At 67.7% G+C, this 21,126-nt stretch carries 17 protein-coding genes; all 17 read left to right on the top strand.

What is annotated here, in order from left to right; translation table 11 throughout:
• The first annotated feature begins 66 nt into the window (after positions 1-66).
• Complete coding sequence (locus CETAM_RS08760) at positions 67-1,926, top strand: peptidoglycan D,D-transpeptidase FtsI family protein (RefSeq protein WP_156228505.1); 1,860 nt, start codon at positions 67-69, stop codon at positions 1,924-1,926.
• 22 nt (positions 1,927-1,948) lie between these two features.
• Complete coding sequence (locus tag CETAM_RS08755) at positions 1,949-3,439, top strand: UDP-N-acetylmuramoyl-L-alanyl-D-glutamate--2,6-diaminopimelate ligase (protein ID WP_156228504.1); 1,491 nt, start codon at positions 1,949-1,951, stop codon at positions 3,437-3,439.
• On the top strand, positions 3,436-4,950 hold the full coding sequence (locus tag CETAM_RS08750) for a UDP-N-acetylmuramoyl-tripeptide--D-alanyl-D-alanine ligase (RefSeq protein WP_156228503.1): 1,515 nt from the start codon (positions 3,436-3,438) through the stop codon (positions 4,948-4,950). The genes CETAM_RS08755 and CETAM_RS08750 overlap by 4 nt, the downstream gene beginning before the upstream one ends.
• A 12-nt stretch (positions 4,951-4,962) precedes the next feature.
• Complete coding sequence (gene mraY, locus CETAM_RS08745) at positions 4,963-6,072, top strand: phospho-N-acetylmuramoyl-pentapeptide-transferase (RefSeq protein ID WP_156228502.1); 1,110 nt, start codon at positions 4,963-4,965, stop codon at positions 6,070-6,072.
• Positions 6,069-7,418, top strand: coding sequence for a UDP-N-acetylmuramoyl-L-alanine--D-glutamate ligase (murD, locus tag CETAM_RS08740; protein WP_156228501.1), 1,350 nt, complete (start codon positions 6,069-6,071; stop codon positions 7,416-7,418). The genes mraY and murD overlap by 4 nt, the downstream gene beginning before the upstream one ends.
• The gene (locus CETAM_RS08735; RefSeq protein ID WP_156228500.1) at positions 7,415-8,767 is read left to right on the top strand and encodes an FtsW/RodA/SpoVE family cell cycle protein; all 1,353 of its coding nucleotides are present in this window, start codon (positions 7,415-7,417) and stop codon (positions 8,765-8,767) included. The genes murD and CETAM_RS08735 overlap by 4 nt, the downstream gene beginning before the upstream one ends.
• A 3-nt stretch (positions 8,768-8,770) precedes the next feature.
• A complete protein-coding gene (murG, locus tag CETAM_RS08730) occupies positions 8,771-9,853 on the top strand; it encodes an undecaprenyldiphospho-muramoylpentapeptide beta-N-acetylglucosaminyltransferase (protein WP_156228499.1) in 1,083 nt (360 codons plus the stop codon).
• Between the two features lie 92 nt (positions 9,854-9,945).
• Entirely contained in the window at positions 9,946-11,316 is a 1,371-nt protein-coding gene (gene murC, locus CETAM_RS08725) for a UDP-N-acetylmuramate--L-alanine ligase (protein ID WP_231587650.1), read from the top strand.
• 26 nt (positions 11,317-11,342) lie between these two features.
• Positions 11,343-11,963, top strand: a complete 621-nt coding sequence (locus tag CETAM_RS08720) for a cell division protein FtsQ/DivIB (protein ID WP_197085705.1) — start codon at positions 11,343-11,345, stop codon at positions 11,961-11,963.
• Positions 11,964-12,108: 145 nt separating this feature from the next.
• A complete protein-coding gene (ftsZ, locus tag CETAM_RS08715; RefSeq protein WP_156228496.1) occupies positions 12,109-13,293 on the top strand; it encodes a cell division protein FtsZ in 1,185 nt (394 codons plus the stop codon).
• A gap of 10 nt (positions 13,294-13,303) precedes the next feature.
• The gene (gene pgeF, locus CETAM_RS08710) at positions 13,304-14,035 is read left to right on the top strand and encodes a peptidoglycan editing factor PgeF (protein ID WP_231587415.1); all 732 of its coding nucleotides are present in this window, start codon (positions 13,304-13,306) and stop codon (positions 14,033-14,035) included.
• The gene (locus CETAM_RS08705; protein WP_156229453.1) at positions 14,032-14,736 is read left to right on the top strand and encodes a YggS family pyridoxal phosphate-dependent enzyme; all 705 of its coding nucleotides are present in this window, start codon (positions 14,032-14,034) and stop codon (positions 14,734-14,736) included. Before pgeF ends, CETAM_RS08705 begins: the two co-directional genes overlap by 4 nt.
• Positions 14,737-14,805: 69 nt before the next feature.
• Positions 14,806-15,267: a cell division protein SepF gene (locus CETAM_RS08700; protein WP_156228495.1), complete on the top strand. Its 462-nt coding sequence runs from the start codon at positions 14,806-14,808 to the stop codon at positions 15,265-15,267.
• 79 nt (positions 15,268-15,346) lie between these two features.
• Complete coding sequence (locus tag CETAM_RS08695; RefSeq protein ID WP_197085704.1) at positions 15,347-15,640, top strand: YggT family protein; 294 nt, start codon at positions 15,347-15,349, stop codon at positions 15,638-15,640.
• Positions 15,641-15,819: 179 nt separating this feature from the next.
• Positions 15,820-16,830, top strand: coding sequence for a DivIVA domain-containing protein (locus tag CETAM_RS08690; RefSeq protein WP_156228493.1), 1,011 nt, complete (start codon positions 15,820-15,822; stop codon positions 16,828-16,830).
• Positions 16,831-17,103: 273 nt separating this feature from the next.
• On the top strand, positions 17,104-20,307 hold the full coding sequence (gene ileS, locus CETAM_RS08685) for an isoleucine--tRNA ligase (protein WP_156229452.1): 3,204 nt from the start codon (positions 17,104-17,106) through the stop codon (positions 20,305-20,307).
• On the top strand, positions 20,307-21,122 hold the full coding sequence (locus CETAM_RS08680; protein ID WP_231587413.1) for an EamA family transporter: 816 nt from the start codon (positions 20,307-20,309) through the stop codon (positions 21,120-21,122). The genes ileS and CETAM_RS08680 overlap by 1 nt, the downstream gene beginning before the upstream one ends.
• Positions 21,123-21,126 lie beyond the last annotated feature (4 nt).

Here is a 21,126-nt window from a genome sequence, read left to right as displayed (position 1 = left end):
GCCCGTGCCGCGCAGAGCAGAGTGCCCCGGCCGCCGGTGAAGAAGACGCAGGACCAGAAGTCGGTGATGACCCGCAGATTGCGGGTCATCCTCACCATTTTCACCGTCGTGGCCGTGGCGCTCGTGGGCAGGCTCGCCTGGGTGCAGGTCGTGTGGGGACCGGACCTGGCGCTCAAGGCCCAGGAGCAGCGCGCCCGCGTCTACGTCGAACCGGCGCGTCGTGGCGAAGTCACCGACCGGAACGGCAGCCAACTGGCCTACACCATGCAGGCACGCAGCCTCACCGTGTCCCCGCGCCTGCTGCGCACTGAGCTGCGTCAGCAGCAGGACCTGCAGCTGCGGGTCGAGGGCATGTCGCGTGAGCAGATCGACGCCGAGCTGGATGGCCGCGTCGAGGACATCCTGGAGACGATGGCCAGGGAGATCCCCGTCATGATCAAGGACGCCGGTGCCATCACCGGCGAGGTCAAGTCGGAGGACATCCTGGACAAGCTCCAGGCGGACTCCACCTATGAGGTCCTCGTCCGTAACGTCGACCCGGACGTCGCGGCCGAGATCGCCGCCACGTACCACGGTGTGGCCGCCGACCACCAGGACATCCGCCAGTACCCGAACGGGGCGATCGCGGAGAACGTCATCGGCAAGGTGTCCATGGACGGGCAGGGCCAGTTCGGTTTCGAGGCCTCGGGGGACGCGACGCTCTCGGGCATCAACGGTCGTTCCACGGAGGACGTGTCCACCGATGGGCAGGCCATCCCCGGCACGATGCGCGACGTGGTGCCGGCCGTCGACGGCGCGTCCGTGGAACTGACCCTGGACCTGGACCTGCAGACCTACGTCCAGCAGCTGCTGGAACAGGCGAAGGCGAACTCGCAGGCCAAGTCAGCGGAGGCGGTCGTCCTGGACGTCGCGACGGGTGAGGTGCTGGCGATGGCCAACACCGACACCATCGACCCGAACGGCAACATCGAGCGTCAGCTGGCCGCGGGCAAGGACTTCGAGAACCAGACCATCTCGCACCCCTACGAACCGGGGTCGGTGGCCAAGATCATCACCGCGGCCGCCACGATCGAGGAGGGCCTGACCACTCCCGATGAGGTTCACCAGGTGCCGGGCTCGATCCACATGTCGGGTGTCACGGTGGCGGACGCCTGGGCCCACGGCCTGGTGCCGTACACGACGACCGGCATCTTCGGTAAGTCCTCCAACGTAGGCACGCTCATGCTCGTTGAGCGGTTGGGGGAGGAGGGCTTCGCGGACTACCTCGACCGGTTCGGGGTCGGCAAACCCACCGGCGTGGAGCTGCCGAACGAGTCCTCGGGCCTCCTGCCCCCCTTGGAGCAGTGGTCGGGCGGTACCTTCGCCAACCTGCCCATCGGTCAGGGCATGTCGCTGACCACCCTGCAGATGGCCAGTGTCTACCAGGCGCTGGCCAACGACGGTGAGCGGATCGAGCCCCGCATCATCGAGTCTGTGACAGCGCCGGACGGTACCCCACAGGAGGTGGTGGAACCGAACCGCACCCAGGTCGTCAGCGCCGAGACGGCCCGGACGGTCGTGGACATGTTCCGTTCGGTGACCCAGGACGATCCGGGTGGCGTGCAGTCGGGCACCGGAACCAACGGTGCGATCCCCGGCTACCAGACCTCCGGTAAGACGGGTACCGCCCAGAAGGTGGACCCGAACACCGGCGCGTACTCCAACAGTGACTACTGGATCACCTTCGCCGGTGTCGCCCCGGCGGATGATCCGCGTTTCGTCGTCGCGGTCATGGTCGATGAGCCCCAACGCGGTGTCGAGCAGGGCGGCGGTGGCGGCCAGTCCGCCGCCCCGCTGTTCCGCGAGATCGCCTCGTGGCTACTCAACCGGGACAACATCCCGACGTCGCCGCCCATGGAGGATCTGCTGATCCTCCATGCCCAATAGCCCTTCGAGGAGGAGAACATCCATGGAAATCACACTGTCCCACCTGGCTGAACTTGCCGGGGGAGAGCTCGTCCAGGACTCCGGGGCCGATCCCGTCATCACCTCGGTCGGTCTGGACTCGGGCAAGCTGGCCGATTCGGACGCCATCTTCGCCGCCGTCCCCGGCACCCGCCGCCATGGCGCGTATTTTGCCGCTCAGAGCCCCGCCGTCGCCGTCCTCACCGACGCCGCAGGTCGGGAGATCCTCGCGGAAGCGGGGGAGAAGCGCCCGATCATCGTCGTCGAGGACGTCCGGGCCGTACTCGGAATCCTCGCCGCCGAGATCCACGGGCACCCCTCCGAGCGGCTCACCGTCCTGGGGGTGACCGGAACCTCCGGCAAGACCACCACCAGCTACCTGCTGGAGGCGGGCCTCCTGGCCGCAGGCCACAAGGTGGGCATGATCGGTACCACCGGAACCCGCATCAACGGCCGTCCGGTGCCCACCTCCCTGACCACCCCGGAGGCGACCACCCTGCAGGCGCTGTTCTCGCAGATGGTCGAGGAGGGCGTCACCCACGTGGTCATGGAGGTCTCCTCCCACGCCCTGGAGCTGGGCCGGACCGCAGGGACGCGTTTCGCCGTCGCGGGTTTCACCAACCTCTCCCAGGACCACCTCGACTTCCATCCGACGATGCGGGAGTACTTCGAGGCCAAGGCCAGGTTCTTCGACCCGGCGTCCCCCCTGTCCGCGGAGAAGAGCGTCGTCTGCGTGGACGACGAGTGGGGCAGGGCCATGGCCGAGCGTGCCGACCGCCCGCTCACCGTGTCCACCCGCGGCGTGCAGGCCGACGTCATGGCCGAGCAGATCGCCGTCGGGCCGACCGGTGCGCAGACGATCACCCTGCACCTGCCGGACCGGGACGTCACCGCGGAGCTGCCGCTGCCGGGTGACTTCAACATCGCCAACGCGGCCGTGGCCACCGCCATGGCGCTGGCGGCGGGGGTGGATCCGGCGGCCTTCACCGCCGGCTTCCTCGACGTCGCCGTCCCCGGCCGCATGGAGCGTATCGACGCCGGCCAGGATTTCCTCGCCGTCGTCGACTACGCCCACAAGCCGGCCGCCGTCGCCGCCGTGCTGGACACCCTGCGCGGCCAGATCACCGGAAGACTCGGTGTGGTGGTCGGCGCCGGTGGCGACCGTGACCCCTCCAAGCGTCCCATCATGGGCGCGGAGGCCGCACGTCGTGCGGACCTGGTGATCATCACCGACGACAACCCGCGCAGTGAGGTGCCCGCCACCATCCGCGCGGCCGTGCTCGAGGGTGCTCTCGCCGTCGGCACGGACGCCGAGATCCGCGAGATCGGCGACCGCGCCGCAGCCATCGACGCCCTCATCGACTGGGCCCGTCCCGGTGACGGGGTGGTCGTCGCCGGCAAGGGACACGAGGTCGGCCAGCTCATCGCCGGGGTGGACCACCACTTCGACGACCGGGAAGAAGTCCGACGCGCACTCAAGGAGAAGAAGCAATGATCGCCCTCACTCTCGCGGAGATCGCGGAGATCACCGGCGGTGAGCTCCACGACGTCGAGGATCCGGACACGAAGGTGACCGCCTCCGTCGAATTCGACTCCCGCAAGGTCACCCCGGGCGGGTTGTTCCTCGCCCTGCCGGGGGAACACGTCGACGGTCACGACTACGCCGCCACCGCCGTCGCGGCCGGTGCCGTGGCGGTGCTGGCGGCTCGACCGGTGGGGGTGCCCGCGATCGTCGTGAAGCCTGCGGGCCTCAGCGAATCCAACGCCGACATCTTCGCCCATGACGCCGACGGTTCCGCCAAGGCCGTCGTGGACGCCCTCGCGGCTCTCGCACACGCGGTGGTCACCCGGCTGCCGGATCTGACGGTGGTCGGCGTCACGGGTTCGGCCGGCAAGACCTCCACCAAGGACCTCGTCGCCTCTGTGCTGCGCATGGCCGGTGAGACCGTCGCGCCGCCCGGTTCCTTCAACAACGAGATCGGTCTCCCGTACACTGCGCTGCGTTGCGACACCGGCACCCGCTTCCTCGTCGCCGAGATGTCCGCCCGCGGCATCGGCCACATCGCCCACCTGGCGGAATCGGTGCCGCCGCACATCGGCGCGGTGCTCAACGTCGGCAGCGCACACCTGGGGGAGTTCGGCTCGCGGGAGAACATCGCCCGCGCCAAGGGCGAACTTGTCGAAGCGCTGCCGGCGGACGGGGTGGCGGTACTCAACGCCGACGATCCCTTCGTCGCCGCGATGGCGTCGCGCACCCGCGCGCGGGTGGTCACCTACTCCGCCCATTCGCGGGCGGACCTGTGGGCCGCGGACGTGCGTCTCGACGACGTCGCCCGCGCCAGCTTCACCCTCCGCGTCGGCGCCGACTCCGCCCCCGTCACCCTGCAGGTCTTCGGCGAGCATCAGGTCTCCAACGCCCTGGCGGCTGCCGCGATCGGCCTGGAGGCCGGGCTCCCGCTCGCCCAGGTCGCGCAGGGACTCTCCGGTCACACCAGCGCCTCCGCCCACCGCATGGACGTGCAGACCCGCGCGGACGGCGTCACCGTCATCAACGACTCCTACAACGCGAACCCCGATTCCATGCGCGCGGGCATCGCCGCCCTGGCGTACACCGCCTCCGCCCGCCGCAACGCCCGCTCCATCGCCGTCCTCGGCGAGATGAGCGAACTCGGATCCGATGCCGAAGCGTCGCATCAGCTCATCGGAGAGCACCTCGACCGCTACCGCGTCGACCGCCTCATCGCAGTCGGCGAAGGTCCGCACAGTCGCGCCATGGCCACCGAGGCCGCGAACCGGGGTATAACTACGGAGATCGCACGCGACGTCGACGACGCCACCCGGCTCGTCGAAGCCGTGCTGCGCACCCGTCCGATCGAGCACACCGGCCCCGGCAACCCCGGGGACGTGGTGCTGGTCAAGGCCTCCAACTCTTTGGGGCTGTGGCGGGTGGCGGAAAAGCTGCTCGCCGGCGGCACACACCAGAAGAACATCCAGAAGGGCTCATAGGGGCGACACGACGTGACACAGATCATCATCGCAGGAATCGTCAGCTTCCTAGTCTCGATTTTCACCACTCCGATGCTCATCCGGCGGTTCTCGTCCGAGGGCCTCGGACAGGAGATCCGCGAGGACGGACCGAAATCCCACCTCCGCAAGCGTGGTACCCCGACGATGGGTGGCATCGCCATTCTGGCCGGCATACTCGTCGCCTACCTCACCGTCGGCGTCTACGGCATGATCATCGGCACCGGTGGCTTCACCATCTCCGGCCTGCTGGTCCTCGGACTGACCCTCGGATTGGGTGCGCTGGGTTTCGCCGATGACTTCATCAAGCTCTTCAAGGCCCGCAACCTCGGGCTGAACAAGACCGCCAAGCTCGTCGGGCAGCTGGGGCTCGCCATCGCCTTCGGCCTCCTCATCCTCATGTTCCCTGACGATGAGGGACTGACCCCGGGTTCCACGCACCTGTCGTTCATCCGCGACATCGACACCCTCGACATCGCCTTCGGCGGCAGCATCATCGGCATCATCGTCTTCCTGCTGTTCATCTTCATTCTCACCGCCGCCTGGTCCAATGCCGTCAACCTCACCGACGGCCTCGACGGCCTGGCCGCGGGCACCACCGCCTTCGTGATGGGCGGATACTCCCTGATCACGTTCTGGCAGTTCCGCAACTCCTGCACCGTCTCGGTCGAGCCGGGCTGCTACTCGGTCCGGGATCCGCTGGATCTGGCCGTCCTCGCCGCCGCCGGCCTGGGCGCCTGCCTCGGTTTCCTGTGGTGGAACGCCGCGCCCGCCAAGATCTTCATGGGCGACACCGGTTCCCTGGCCCTCGGTGGTCTGGTCGCCGGTCTCTCGGTGGCGTCGCGCACCGAGCTGCTGATGGTCATCATCGGAGCCCTCTTCGTCATGGAGGCGGCCTCGGTGGTCATCCAGGTCATCTCCTTCCGCTCCACCGGCAAACGGGTCTTCCGCATGGCGCCTTTCCACCACCACTTCGAGAACGGCGGCTGGCCCGAGACCACCGTGGTCGTCCGCTTCTGGCTCATCGCGGTCATGGGGGTCATGCTGGGTGTCTCCATCTTCTACGCCGAGTGGCTCACCGCCACGGGAGTGAGCCTGCGATGATCACCGGAACCGCGCTCATCGCCGGCGCCGGAGTCTCCGGCCGCGGCCTGGCCCGCCTGCTGGGTGACCTCGGCGTGGACATCGTCGTGGCCGACGACAACGCCCGGATCGAGGGCGTGCGGGGCATGAGCGTCGATGAGGCGCGTCGCTCCCTCGATCAGTTCGAGGTGGTCATCACCTCGCCGGGGTGGCGTCCGGACAGCCCGCTGCTTCTCGACGCCGCCGCCTCAGGCCTCGAGGTCCTCGGGGACGTGGAGCTGGCCTACCGGCTCGACCGCGAGGGGACCTTCGGCGCCCCGCGCACCTGGCTCGTCGTCACCGGCACCAACGGCAAGACCACCACCACCGCCATGCTCGCCGCCATGATGCAGGAGCTCGGCCGGGACACCGGCCTGAGGGCCGAGGCGGTGGGCAACATCGGTGTCTCCGTGGCCGACGCTCTGGCAGCCGTGCCGCGCGTGGACATTCTCGTCGCGGAACTGTCCAGCTTCCAGCTCCACTGGTCGAGCGAACTGACACCCGACGCGGGGGTTCTGCTCAACCTCGCGGAGGACCACATCGACTGGCACGGTTCCTTCACCGCCTACGCCGCCGACAAGGCCCGCGCGCTGACCGGTCCGGTCGCCGTCGCGGGTGCGGATGACCCGGCGGTCCGTGCTCTGGCGCCGGAGGGGCACATCGGATTCACGCTGGGTGAGCCGGCCATCGGGCAGTTCGGTGTGATCGGCGGGCAGTTGGTGGACAACACCGGCGACGCGCCGGTGGTTCTCGCCCCTGTCGCCGGCATCCAGCCTGCGGGGCCTGCCGGCGTGCTCGACGCGCTCGCCGCCGCCGCCATCGCCCGCAGTCAGGGCGCCTCACCCGAACATGTTTCCGCGGCTCTCGCCGACTTCCAGGTCGACGGCCATCGCGGGCAGACCGTCGCCGAGGGCGGGGGGGTGGCCTGGGTGGACAACTCCAAGGCAACCAATCCCCACGCCGTTGATGCGGCGCTGGCCGGACTGCAGGACGTCATCTGGCTGGCGGGTGGTCAGCTCAAGGGGGCCGACGTCGGCCCCCTGATCCGTGATCACGCGCACCGGCTGAAGGCCGTCGGTCTGCTGGGGGTCGACGCCGCCCTCATCGCCGACGCGCTCAACGAGCACGCGCCGGACGTCCCCGTCCACACCACCGCCCACCTCGACCCGAGGGAAGCCATGAACGAACTCGTCGACTGGGCGGGCGGGCTCGCCACCGCCGGCGACACCGTCCTGCTGGCGCCGGCCGCCGCCTCCCTCGACATGTTCACCGGAATGTCTCAGCGCGGCGATCTCTTCGCCGCGGCGGCCCGGGCGAGGACACGATGAGCACCAGCGCCGGAATGTTCACGAAGTGGCACAGCGCCTGGCACAAGACGATGGATTCCCGGCCGGGCCTCGACTACTTCATGATCCGCTCCGTGGTCTTCCTCCTCACAGGTATCGGCGTGGTCATGGTCATGTCGTCCTCGATGACCTGGTCGGTCATCGAGGGCTCGACTGTCTGGGGCCAGTCCCTCCGGCAGGGGCTCATGGTCCTCATCGGCCTCTTCGCCTTCTGGCTGGCGCTGCGGGTCCGACCCGCGGTGATCCGGCGGATGTCGCCCTGGTTGATGCTGGTGTCGCTCGTGCTGCTGGTCCTGGTGCTCATCCCGGGTATCGGCAGTGGTTCCGAGGAGGTCGGCTCCCAGTCGTGGATCCGTGTGGGTTCGATCGGCCTGCAGCCCTCCGAGCTGGCGAAGGTGGCCATCGCGGTATGGGGTGCGGGCTACCTGGCGGACAGGCGCAACGCCATGATCACGCTGCGCAGCCCCTTCACCGTCTACACCGCCGTGGCGGGGCTGATGACCTTCCTCATCGGCGTGCAGGGCGACCTCGGCATGACCATGAGCTTCGCGCTGGTGGCCATGTTCACCCTCCTGTTCGCGGGTGTGGACATGCGGTTCATCTTCGCGGCCGGCGCCCTCGCCCTGGTGGGCATGCTGTTCGTCTTCTTCTCCGGCGGTTTCCGATCCAACCGTTTCCACGTCTACTTCGACGCCCTCTTCGGCCGTTTCGAGGACACCCAGGGCACGGCGTTCCAGTCCTACCAGGGCTTCCTCTCGCTCGCCGACGGCTCCGTCTTCGGCGTCGGCCTCGGCCAGTCCCGCGCCAAGTGGTTCTACCTGCCCGAGGCGAAGAACGACTTCATTTTCGCCATCATCGGCGAGGAGCTCGGCCTGTGGGGCGGGGCGCTGGTGATCATCCTGTTCGCGGCCCTCGGCTACTTCGGTTTCCGTACCGCCCTCCGCGCGCAGAACCAGTTCCAGTCGTTGATGGCCGCCGCGCTGACCGCAGGCGTGGTGTCCCAGGCCTTCATCAACATCGGCTACGTCGTCGGTCTGCTGCCGGTCACCGGTATCCAGCTTCCGATGATCTCCGCCGGTGGCACCTCCGCCATCATCACCCTGGGCTCCATGGGTCTGCTGGCCTCGGTGGCCCGTCACGAGCCGGAGGCGGTGTCCGGGATGCAGTCCTACGGTCGTCCGCTCTTCGACCGGATCTTCTTCCTGCCGGAGCCTGCCCCGCGCCCGGTACGGTCCACCCGCGAGCGCCGCAACGCCCGGACCAGGTTCGGTGAGCCGGTCACTGGTAGCGTCAGACAACGTAATCGGCCCACTCACGACAGGAGACGGTGATTCATGCCCGCATCGAATGAGACCCTGAGTGTGGTCGTCGCCGGGGGAGGAACCGCCGGCCACATCGAGCCGGCGCTGGCGGTGGCCGAGGCCCTCGTCGAGCGCCACGGTGCCACCGTGACGGCGCTGGGGACTCCGCGTGGTCTGGAACGTGACCTCGTCCCGGCCCGCGGTTTCGACCTCCGGTTCATCGACCCGGTGCCGGTGCCGCGTCGTCCCAGTCTTGACCTGCTCAAGCTGCCCTTCCGGCTGGTCAACGCAGTGCGACAGGCCCGGGGGATCCTTCGTGAGGTCAAGGCCGACGCCCTGATCGGATTCGGCGGCTACGTTTCTGCGCCCGCGTATCTGGCGGCCCGGACGCTCGGCATCCCGTTCTTCGTCCATGAGGCCAACGCCCGCGCCGGCATCGCCAACAAGCTCGGCGAACGGCTCGGCGGCACCGGCTTCAACGCGGTGGCCGGCTCGGGGATGCCCGGCGAGGTCGTCGGCATCCCGGTGCGTTCCGGGCTGCGCACCGGCGACTCCCACGCCGCGGTCGAACGCGCCCGCGAGCAGTGGGGTCTGGCGCCGGAACGCAGGACGCTGCTGGTCACAGGCGGGTCGCAGGGCGCGGTGAGCCTGAACCGGGTGGTGGCGGGTGCCGTCGACACGCTCACCGGCGAGGGAGGCTTCCAGGTGTTGCACGCCTACGGTAAGCGCAACACCGCACCGTCCCCGCACGAGCACTACGTCGCCCTGCCCTACATCGAGGACATGGCCGCCGCGTACGCCGTCGCGGACCTGGTCGTGTGCCGCTCCGGTGCGATGACGGTCGCCGAGGTGACGGCTTCCGGCCTGCCTGCCGTGTACGTCCCCCTGCCGCACGGCAACGGTGAGCAGGCACTCAACGCGGCGGACGTCGTCGCGGCGGGCGCTGCCCGAATCGTCGACGACGCCGAGCTGACCTCTGAACGTCTGATCGCCGAGGCCAGCGAGATCCTCGGTGACGATGAGCTGCTGGCCACCATGCGGGCTGCCGCCCGGGGTCACTCCGTCGGGGACACCGCAGCTCATCTCGCTGACGCGATCGCCGCCGCAGTAAAATAGATCATTCATCCCTCATACCCAGGAGCCTGAAGTCCGTGACCGCCTCTGTTGACCTGTCCCGAGTCCACCTCATCGGCATCGGCGGTTCCGGCATGTCCGGCGTCGCCCGAATCCTGCTCGACCGGGGTGCGGTGGTCACCGGTTCCGACGTGAAGGACTCCCGCCCCGTCCGGGCCCTGCGGTCCGCCGGTGCGCACGTCGCCGTGGGACACGACGCGGCCAACCTCACTCTGGCAGGTGATCCACCCACGGTGGTCGTCGTGTCCTTCGCCGCCATCCCGACGGACAACCCGGAGATGGTCGCAGCCGGCGAGCTGGGTATTCCGGTGATCCGCCGCTCGGATCTGCTGGGTGAGCTGATGAGCGGTTACCGCCAGGTGCTTTTCGCCGGCACGCACGGCAAGACGTCCACCACCTCGATGGCGGTGGCCGCGATGCAGGCTGCGGGCATGGATCCCAGCTTCGCCATCGGCGGTCAGCTCAACCGTTCCGGCACCAACGCCCACCACGGCACCGGTGACAGCTTCGTCGCGGAGGCCGACGAGTCGGACGCCTCTCTGCTGCGTTATTCCCCTGACATCGCGGTGGTGACCAACATCGAGCCTGATCACCTCGACTACTTCGGTACCGCCCAGGCCTACCACCAGGTCTTCGACGACTTCGCCGACCGCATCTCCCCGGACGGCCATCTGGTGGTCTGCCTCGACGACGTCCATGCCGCGACTCTCGGCGAACGTTGCATCGGGCGCGGTCTCCGGGTCCTCGGTTACGGCACCACCGCCGCCGCCGAGCTTCACCCGCAGATTCCGTTGGGCGCGGAGATCCTCAGCTCTGAGGTCACCGATGAAGGTTCGGTCGCACAGGTCCGATTCGGGTCCGTCGATCTCTCCGTCAACCTGCAGATTCCGGGCCATCACATGGTGCTCAACGGTGCCGGTGCGCTGCTGGCCGGCCAGCTCGCGGGTGGGGACCTCACTCTTCTCGCCGAGGGGCTGAGTGACTTCAACGGTGTGCGACGCCGTTTCGAGTACCGGGGCACCGCCGGTGGCGTGCGCGTCTACGATGACTACGCACACCATCCGACCGAGGTTACCGCCGTTCTGCAGGCCGCCCGCCAGAAGGTCGAGGCGGAGGGCGAGGGCGCACGGGTCACCGTCGTTTTCCAGCCACACCTGTACTCGCGCACCATCGAGTTCGCCGAGGAGTTCGCGGCGGCGTTGTCGCTTGCCGACGCCGCCGTCGTCCTCGACATCTTCGGTGCCCGCGAGAAGCCTGTCGAGGGTGTCAGCTCCCGGATCATCACCGACTCGATGACCGCGGAGAAGGTCGCCTACGAGCCGGACTTCTCCCGCGCCCCCGAAACTGTCCGTGGCCTGGTGAAGGAGGGCGATCTGGTGCTCACGATGGGCGCCGGTGACGTCACCCTCCTGGCCGGCGAGATCCTGGGTGTCCTGGACGAGTGATGTCACGGAAAAGGATTGTCACGGCAGTGGTTGCGCTCATTCTGGCGCTGCTGCTCGTCCTGGGCCTGGTGTGGGTGTTCCCCGTCATGCGGGTCTCCGGCTTCGAGATCACCGGGAGCACCCGCATGCCGGAGGAACAGGTGGTCGGCGCCACGGGTGTGGCGGAGGGCGACAACCTCGCCCGGGTGGACGCCTCCCGGGCGGCACGCGGGGTGGCCGAGCTGCCCTGGGTGCACAGTGCGACGGTTTCCCGCGGCTGGCCCGGCACCCTGCGTGTGGAGATCATCGAGCGTCGGGCGGTGCTGTTCACCCGTGAGGCCGACGGTGAGCATCTCATCGACGAGGATGGTGTGCCCTTCGTCATCGACGTCCCGTCGGCGGATTCGGTGGAGGTGACCGGTGACGTGGATTCCTTCCGCGGAATCGCCGACGTGGTGACCGCACTGCCGGAGCATGTCCGCCTCATGGTCTCCTCGGTGGATGCGGCGGGCCCCCACGAACTGACCCTCCATCTGGATGACGGGCGGACGGTGTACTGGGGGGCGTCGGAAAGCAATCACGACAAGGCCCTGGCGATGCAGACCGTGATTCAGCGCGAGGGTCAGCACTGGAACGTGTCGAACCCGGAGATGGTCACGGTGCGCTAAACCCGCACGTCAACAACCCTAAAGTAGAGGTTGAGACTATGGACACGCCGCCCGAATGTCCCTCGAATTCGGTGGCCGGTGGCCCATGATGGATGCAACCTCGTTCAATAACCAATTCACTCCCCGAAAGGCGCGGCCAGAACCAATGACCTCACCGAACAACTACCTCGCCGTCATCAAGGTCGTCGGCGTCGGCGGCGGCGGCGTCAACGCCGTCAACCGCATGATCGAAGAGGGGCTGAAGGGTGTCGAGTTCGTCGCAATCAACACTGACTCCCAGGCACTGCTCTTTTCTGACGCGGACACCAAGCTCGACATCGGCCGCGAGGCCACCCGTGGCCTGGGCGCCGGAGCCAACCCGGAGGTTGGCCGCACCTCCGCTGAGGACCACAAGTCCGAGATCGAGGAGACCCTCAAGGGTGCGGACATGGTCTTCGTCACCGCCGGCGAGGGAGGTGGCACCGGTACCGGTGCGGCACCTGTGGTCGCGGGCATCGCGAAGAAGCTCGGCGCCCTGACCGTCGGCGTCGTGACCAAGCCCTTCAAGTTCGAGGGACCGCGTCGTACACGTCAGGCGGAGGCCGGCATCGAGGAGCTGCGCCAGGTCTGTGACACCCTGATAGTCATTCCGAACGACCGCCTCCTCCAGCTGGGTGACTCCTCCCTCTCCATGATGGAGGCCTTCCGCGCCGCGGACGAGGTGCTGCACAACGGCGTCCAGGGCATCACCAATCTGATCGTCACCCCGGGTGTGATCAACGTGGACTTCGCGGACGTCCGCTCCGTCATGTCCGACGCCGGTTCCGCCCTCATGGGCGTGGGTTCCGCACGTGGCGACAACCGCGTCATGGATGCGACGATGCAGGCCATCAATTCGCCGCTGCTCGAGTCCACCATGGAGGGCGCGAAGGGCCTGCTGCTGTCCGTCGCCGGCGCCTCCGACCTGGGCCTCATGGAGGTCAACGAGGCCATGAGCATCGTCCAGGAGAAGGGCGATGAGGACGCCAACATCATCTTCGGCACGATCATCGACGACAACCTCGGCGACGAGGTCCGCGTGACCATCATCGCCACCGGTTTCGACGCGGCCAAGAACAACCCGCCCGCGGTCACCGCCACCCTGGCCCCGGCGGAGAACCCGACCCCGGCTCCGGAGGAGTCCCGCGGCCGCCTCTTCGAGGACCGCGAGAAGCCCGCGGAGGCACCGGCAGAGGTGCCCGGCCGCCATCACCACCGCAACAGCGGCAGCAACGGTCTGTTCACGACCTCCCGCCCGGAGCGCAAGGACCGTAACGACGACGACCTCGATGTGCCTGACTTCCTGCGCTAATCTCTAGGGCATGTCCCTGCGCACAAAGAACGAGGCTGCACGCCCCGTCCGCATGGTGTTCACCACCCGTGCGGGCGGGGCGTCATCGTCTCCCTACGAATCATTCAATCTCGGCGACCACGTCGGCGATGATCCCGACGCCGTCGCCGCCAACCGTTCCAGACTCGCCGAAGTGCTCGACCTGGCCCCTGGCGACATCGTGTGGATGGAGCAGGTCCACTCCAACAACGTGGCGCTCGTCGACGGCCCGCAGCCGGGCCCCGTCGAGGCGACCGACGCCGTGGTGACCACCCGGAAGGGCCTGGCCCTGGCGGTGCTCGTCGCTGACTGCGTGCCGGTGCTGCTCGCCGACCACGTCAACGGCGTCGTCGCCGCGGCGCACGCCGGCCGGATGGGCGCGCGCAACGGGATCATCGAGCGCACGGTGGCGAAGATGGTCGAGCTGGGCGCCACCCCGGCCACGATCCAGGTCATGCTGGGCCCGGCCGCCTCCGGGCGGCACTATGAGGTGCCCCCGGAGATGGCCGCGGACGTGGAGAAGCATCTTCCGGGCTCCCGCACGCGCACCGGCAAGGGCACCACCGGCATCGACGTCCGTGCGGGCCTGGTACGGCAGCTGCTGAGCCTGGGCGTCACGCACATCGAGGCGGATCCGCGCTGCACCATCGAGGACCCCGACTTCTTCTCCTACCGCCGCGAGGGTCTCACCGGCCGTCAGGCGGGGCTGGTGTGGCTGCCGTGACCCGCCTCGAGGAACTGCGCGCCAATCTCACCGCCGTCCGCGCGCGTATCGACGCCGCCGCCACCGCAGCGGGCCGTGACCCCGCCGACGTCCGCCTCCTTCCGGTGACCAAGTTCCATCCCGCCTCGGACCTGAAGCTCCTGGTGGAACTGGGCGCGATGGACGTCGCGGAGAACCGGGAGCAGGAGGCCCGCAGCAAGGCCGCCGAGGTGCCGACCGCCCGCATCCACATGATCGGGCAGGTCCAGACGAAGAAGGCGAACTCCGTCGCCCGATGGGCGGCCAGTGTCCACTCCGTCGACTCGATCCGCCTGGCGGAGGGGCTCGACCATGGCGTGGGACTGGCCCTGGAGCGCGGCGACCGCACCTCCGGTGAGCTGCCGGTCTACCTGCAGCTTTCCGCCGACGGGGACCCCGCCCGCGGTGGCGTGACCGAAGCGGACCTGGAGGAGCTCGCCGACACCGTCGAAGCCGCCGGCAACCTCCGGCTCGCCGGCCTCATGGTGGTGCCGCCCCTGGGGGCGGATCCGGCGGCAGTCTTCGCGCGGGCGAGAAGGCTGTGCGACGATCTGGCCCGGCGACTCGGCCGAACCATGGAACTGTCGGCCGGAATGTCGGGCGATCTCGAGGACGCCGTGGCCCAGGGCTCGAACATCGTGCGTGTCGGTACTGGTGTGCTCGGCGCCAGGCCACTACCCTAGGGAACAACAAACGTCGAAAACCTCGTGTCAGCTGCGTCATCGGGATTCTTCCCGGGGAGGATAAACCATATGTCCATCATCAGGAACGCCAAGGAGTTCTTCGGCCTCACTCCCGTCGACATGGAGCACGAGGACGCCTACTACGACGACGACCGCGAATACCGCTCCAGCGGTTCCGCCGCTTACGCACCTGCGCCTGCACCTGCGCCGACCCGTGACTGGGATTACCCGGAGCGTCCCCGCTACGCGGAGCCCAAGCTCGTGGCCGTCGAGGTGACCACCTACAACCAGGCCGCCGACATCGGTGAGCCCTTCCGCAACGGTGACGCCGTGGTCTTCGACCTCTCCCGCATGGAGCCCGGCGACAATAAGCGCATCGTCGACTTCGCCGCCGGCCTCTGCTTCGCCCTGCGCGGCCGCATGATCAACGTGTCAAAGCACGTGGAGACCGATCGTCGAGTTTTCGCCATCACCCCCGAGGGTGCGAATTTCAGTCAGATCGAGCTCGAGCGCGCATCCGGCCTCCGCTGAACCGCCCGGCCCGACAGGCGTCCCGCTTCCGGCGGGGCGCCTATCTTTTTTCATGGAAGTGCCACTAGGCTCAGGTCTCGTGAGTCTCATCGGTTCAGTCCTTTACGTCATTCTCCAGATTTTCGTTCTCATCCTCATCGCGCGGATCGTGATCGAGATGATCCAGTCGTTCTCGCGGAACTTCCAGCCTCCCCGCTGGTTCGTCTACATCGCCGAGCCGTTGTTCATGATCACCGATCCGCCGGTCAAGGCCCTGCGCAGGGTCATTCCGCCGCTGCGTCTGGGAAATGTGTCGCTCGACATGTCCGTCATCGTGCTCTTCATCATTCTCTCGGTGTTGAGGGTCATCGTCCTCCAGGTCTTCATGTCCTGACAGGGCCCGAGTGGCCGCATATCTGAACCTCCGCTAAACATTTAGAGTGTCCGACGTCCGTACGGACCCCTCCGGGGTTACACTTGATCAAGCATTCAACGTACGATCAATAGAAACAACTTCGTGTGGGTCGCACCGCACCGGCCTAAAGAGCCACCACAAACTCGAAGGGAACGCCAATGCCGCTGACACCAGCTGATGTGCACAACGTCGCTTTCAGTAAGCCGCCGATCGGCAAGCGGGGTTACAACGAGGATGAGGTCGATCAGTTCCTCGATCTCGTCGAGGACACCCTCGCCCAGCTGCAGGACGACAATGATGACCTCCGCTCGCGTCTCGAGGATGGCGGCATACCCACCACCACCGGCGTCGACAAGGCAGCTCTCCGTAAGGAGATCGACGCCAAGGTGCGCGAAGAGTACGAGGCCAAGCTGAGTGAGGCCCGCAAGGCCACCGAGAAGGCCGAGGCCGAGGCGAAGACCGCCAAGGCCGACCTGCAGAAGGCGAAGGCCGACGCAGACAAGGCCCGTTCCGAGGCGGAGGCCGCGAAGAAGCAGCAGGCCACCGCCCCGCAGGCGGCAGCCGTTGCAGCCGCGGCCCCTGTCCAGGCTTCGGGTGCCGCCACCGTCGACACCCACATGCAGGCAGCCAAGGTCCTGGGTCTCGCCCAGGAGATGGCGGACCGCCTCACCTCCGAGGCACAGGCGGAGTCCAGGTCCATGCTCGACGAGGCCCGCTCCGCAGCCGAGGGCCAGCTCTCCGACGCGGACAACAAGGCCAAGGCCCAGCTGTCCGAGGCAGACAACAAGGCCAAGGCCCAGCTCGCCGACGCCGCGAAGCGTGCCGAGCAGCAGATCAGCGAAGCGGACAACAAGGCCAAGGCGCTCGTTGCCGAGGCCGAGAAGCGCGCCGAGGAGACCACCAACCAGGCGAACTCCCGCGCCGAGGCCCAGATTCGTCAGGCCGAGGAGAAGGCGAACGCTCTGCAGGCTGACGCCGAGCGCAAGCACACCGAGATCATGGCGACCGTCAAGCAGCAGCAGACGGCCCTGGAGACCCGCATCAGTGAGCTGCGTGTCTATGAGCGCGAGTACCGCACCCGCCTCAAGACCCTGCTGCAGTCTCAGCTGGACGAGCTGGAGTCCCGCGGCTCCGCAGCACCGAACGCGGACGCAGGCAAGCAGAACTAGCCCGCACGCATCGACAACTCCCCGTCACTCTGACGGGGAGTTTCTGCTTTGGGGTATAGTGTCGAGTCAGAAGCGATGATCCGGCCATCACCGGAGAGCATCCGGAAGAACGGCGTTCGCGCCCAGTAGAACCGGACGGGTGGGACCGTGAGAGACCTTCACCACGAACGAAGTGGGGTGCGCAGCCGCGTACCCAAGCAGGGTGGTACCGCGCAGATGATGCGTCCCTGCAGGCCGCGCCAGTATTCGTGAGTGAAGGAAGTAGATACGACGATGTCCGCACCCGAGCAGAAGAGAACCGCCGTGGGCGGGGTCTACCCGAAGGTCGACCTCACCGGTGGTTCCACCCGTTTCCCCGACATGGAACGCAATGTCCTCGCCTACTGGGACAAGGACGACACCTTCCAGGCGTCCCTGGACCAGCGCGAGGGCAGCGATGAGTACGTCTTCTATGACGGACCGCCCTTCGCCAACGGCCTGCCGCACTACGGGCATCTGCTCACCGGCTACGTCAAGGACATCATCCCGCGTTACCGCACCATGGCCGGCTACCGCGTGCCGCGTGTGTTCGGCTGGGACACCCACGGTCTGCCCGCCGAGCTGGAGGCGGAGAAGCAGCTGGGTATCACCGACAAGGGCCAGATCGAGGACATGGGTCTGGCGAAGTTCAACGAGTACTGCGCCACCTCTGTCCTGCAGTACACGGAGGAGTGGAAGGAGTACGTCACCCGTCAGGCGCGCTGGGTGGACTTCGACAACGGCTACAAGACCATGGATCTGACCTACATGGAGTCCGTGATCTGGGCATTCAAGGAGCTCTACGACAAGGGTCTGATCTACCAGGGCTTCCGCGTCCTGCCGTACTCCTGGGCGGAGCACACTCCGCTGTCCAACCAGGAGACACGGCTCGACGACTCCTACAAGATGCGCCAGGACCCGGCGCTGACCGTCACTTTCCCGTTCAACGGCGCCCGTCCGGGCACCGCCGCCGAGCAGACCCTCGCGGATCATCCCGAGCTTGCCCACGCCGCCGCCCTCGCCTGGACCACCACCCCGTGGACACTGCCCTCGAACTCGGCCCTGGCCGTCCACCCCGAGGTCAACTACTCGCTGATCAGGGCCGGAGGGGAGTCCGAGTTCGCCGGCCGTACCCTGCTGATGGCCGAGAACCTGGTGGGCAACTTCGCCAAGGAACTGGGCGAGGACCACGAGGTTGTCGCCACGTTCGCCGGCGCCCAGCTCGTCGGCCTGAGCTATGAGCCGATCTTCGACTTCTTCCCGGATCTGAGCAACGGTTTCCAGGTCCTGGCGGCCGACTACGTCACCACGGAGGACGGCACCGGTATCGTCCACCAGGCCCCGGCCTTCGGTGAGGACGATATGGCCGCCTGCAGGGCCCTCGACATCGAGCTGGTCATCCCCGTCGACATGGACGGCAAGTTCACCGAGCAGGCGGCGCCCTACGCCGGCCAGCTCGTCTTCGACGCCAACAAGGACATCATCCGCGACCTCAAGGCCGCCGGACGTGTGCTCCGCCACGACACCATCGAGCACTCCTACCCGCACTCGTGGCGTTCCGGGCAGCCGCTGATCTACATGGCGCTGCCGTCCTGGTTCGTCAACGTCACCGAGATCCGCGACCGCATGGTCGAGCTCAACCACAACGAGATCGAATGGATGCCGGAGCACATCCGCGACGGCCAGTTCGGCAAGTGGCTCGAGGGCGCCCGCGACTGGAACATCTCCCGCTCGCGTTACTGGGGTTCGCCTATCCCGGCCTGGGTCTCCGACGACGACAACTACCCGCGTATCGACGTCTACGGTTCCCTCGATGAGCTCGAGGCGGACTTCGGCGTGCGCCCGACCTCCCTGCACCGCCCCTACATCGACGAGCTGACCCGCCCCAACCCGGATGACCCGACGGGCAGGTCGACCATGCGCCGCGTCCCGGACGTCCTGGACGTCTGGTTCGATTCCGGTTCCATGCCTTTCGCCCAGTTCCACTACCCCTTCGAGAACAAGGAGTGGTTCGAGTCCCACGCCCCGGCGGACTTCATCGTCGAGTACATCGGACAGACCCGCGGCTGGTTCTACCTCCTGCACGTCCTGTCGGTCGGCCTCTTCGACCGCCCGGCCTTCAACAAGGTCGTCGCCCACGGAATTGTCCTCGGTGACGACGGACTGAAGATGTCCAAGTCCAAGGGCAACTACCCCAACGTCAACGAGGTCTTCGACCGCGACGGCTCGGACGCCATGCGCTGGTTCCTCATGTCCTCACCCATCCTGCGCGGCGGCAACCTCATCGTCACCGAGCAGGGCATCCGGGAGGGCGTGCGCCAGGCGATGCTGCCGATGTGGAACGCCTACACCTTCCTGCAGCTGTACTCCTCGAAGCCGGCCGAGTGGTCCGTGGACTCCACCGACGTGCTCGACCGCTACATCCTGGCAAAGTTGCATGACCTGGTCGCTGACGTCGACAGGTCCCTGGCCAACGCCGAGATCGCCGACGCCACCGACGCGGTCCGTCAGTTCTCCGACGCCCTGACCAACTGGTACGTGCGCCGCTCCCGTGACCGGTTCTGGGCCGGCGACACCGAGCACCCGGAGGCCTTCAACACCCTCTACACCGTGCTCGAGGTGCTCACCCGCGTCTCCGCTCCGTTGCTGCCCCTGCTGTCGGAGGTCATCTGGCGAGGCCTCACCGGTGGGCGCTCCGTCCACCTGGCTGATTTCCCGTCCGCCGAAGAGTTCCCCGCCGACGCCGCACTGGTCGCCGCCATGGACGCCACCCGCGGCGTCTGCTCTGCGGCCTCCTCGGTCCGCAAGTCCCACAAGCTGCGTAACCGCCTGCCGCTGCCTTCCCTGACCGTCGCGCTTCCCGACGCCGATCAGCTCGCCGATTTCGCCCCGATCATCCGGGACGAGGTCAACGTCAAGAACGTCGAGCTGACCAGCGACGTCGACTCCGTCGGCACTTTCGAGGTCGTCGTCAACGCCAAGGTCGCCGGCCCCCGCCTCGGCCGGGACGTTCAGCGAGTGATCAAGGCCGTCAAGGCGGGGAACTACGAGCGGGTCGGCGATACCGTCGTGGCCGACGGCATCGAGCTGAACCCGGGGGAGTACACCGAGCGTCTCGTCGCGGCGAATCCGGACTCCACCGCCCGGATCGACGGCCTCGACGGCCTCGTCGTCCTCGACATGGAACTGACCGAAGCACTCGAGGCCGAGGGCTGGGCCGCCGACGTCATCCGTGGCCTGCAGGACGCCCGTAAGGCCGCCGGTCTGGAGGTTTCCGATCGAATCACCGTCCTGCTGTCCGTTCCCGCCGACAGGCAGGAATGGGCGGAACGTCACCGCGACCTCATCGCCGGTGAGGTGCTCGCCGTGGAGCTCGACGTCACCTCCGGGGAGCTGGGGGATGACGCCCACGACGTCGTCAAGGGCACGAAGGCGAGGGTGACGAAGGCCGCCGTCTGATGTGGGCCGCCCCGGCGGTGATGGTCGCCTCCTCGCTCAGTCTCTACGCGGGCGCGGCGGTGGCCATCGGGCTGTTCGGTCAGTTCCCGCCGCTCGTCGTGGCGTGGATGCGCATCGCCGCAGCTGCACTCATTCTCCTGGTGCTGTACCGACCGGGCCTGCGGTCCTTCACGTGGCGGGCCGTCGTGTTCGGCGTGGCCACGCTCGGGATGAACATGACGTTCTACGAGGCCATTGCGCGACTCCCCCTGGGAACCGCCGTGGCCATCGAGTTCCTCGGCCCAGTGCTCGTGGCCGCAGTGGGCTCCCGCTCGGCCCGTGACTGGCTGGCGCTCGTGCTCGCGGCCGTCGGCGTGGTGACCATCTCGGGCGCAGTGTGGTCGACCGCCGCCACCGGTGTCCTCTTCGCACTGGCCGCGGGCGCCATGTGGGCGGTCTACATCGTCGTCGGCTCACGCATCGTCGGCGGGGAGGACGACCCGCGCGCTGCGATGACCGTCGGTTTCACCGCCGCCGCCGTGCTGTCCCTGCCCCTCGTCTGGCTGGTCCGGCCGGAGCACGTGAGCATGCCCGGGACCCAGATTCTCGGCCTCGCCCTCGGGCTGGGGGTGTTGTCCGCGGTCATCCCTTATTCGCTCGACCAGGTCGTCATGCGGATGGCAGGGCCGGCGGGCTTCGCGTTGTTGCAGGCCCTGCTGCCCGCCAGCGCGGCGGTCCTCGGCGCCATCGTGCTCGGCCAGTTCCTCAGCGTCGCGGAGGGGCTCGGCATCGTGCTCGTCATCGCCGCCATTGTCCTGCGTCGTCGGGCAGGGTGAGTGA

The sequence above is a fragment of the Corynebacterium comes genome (genome assembly GCF_009734405.1).
In the GTDB taxonomy this organism is placed as follows: Bacteria; Actinomycetota; Actinomycetes; order Mycobacteriales; family Mycobacteriaceae; genus Corynebacterium; species Corynebacterium comes.
The sequence above is the reverse complement of the archived record's forward strand: the minus strand, read 5'-3'. Positions and strand labels throughout refer to the sequence as shown.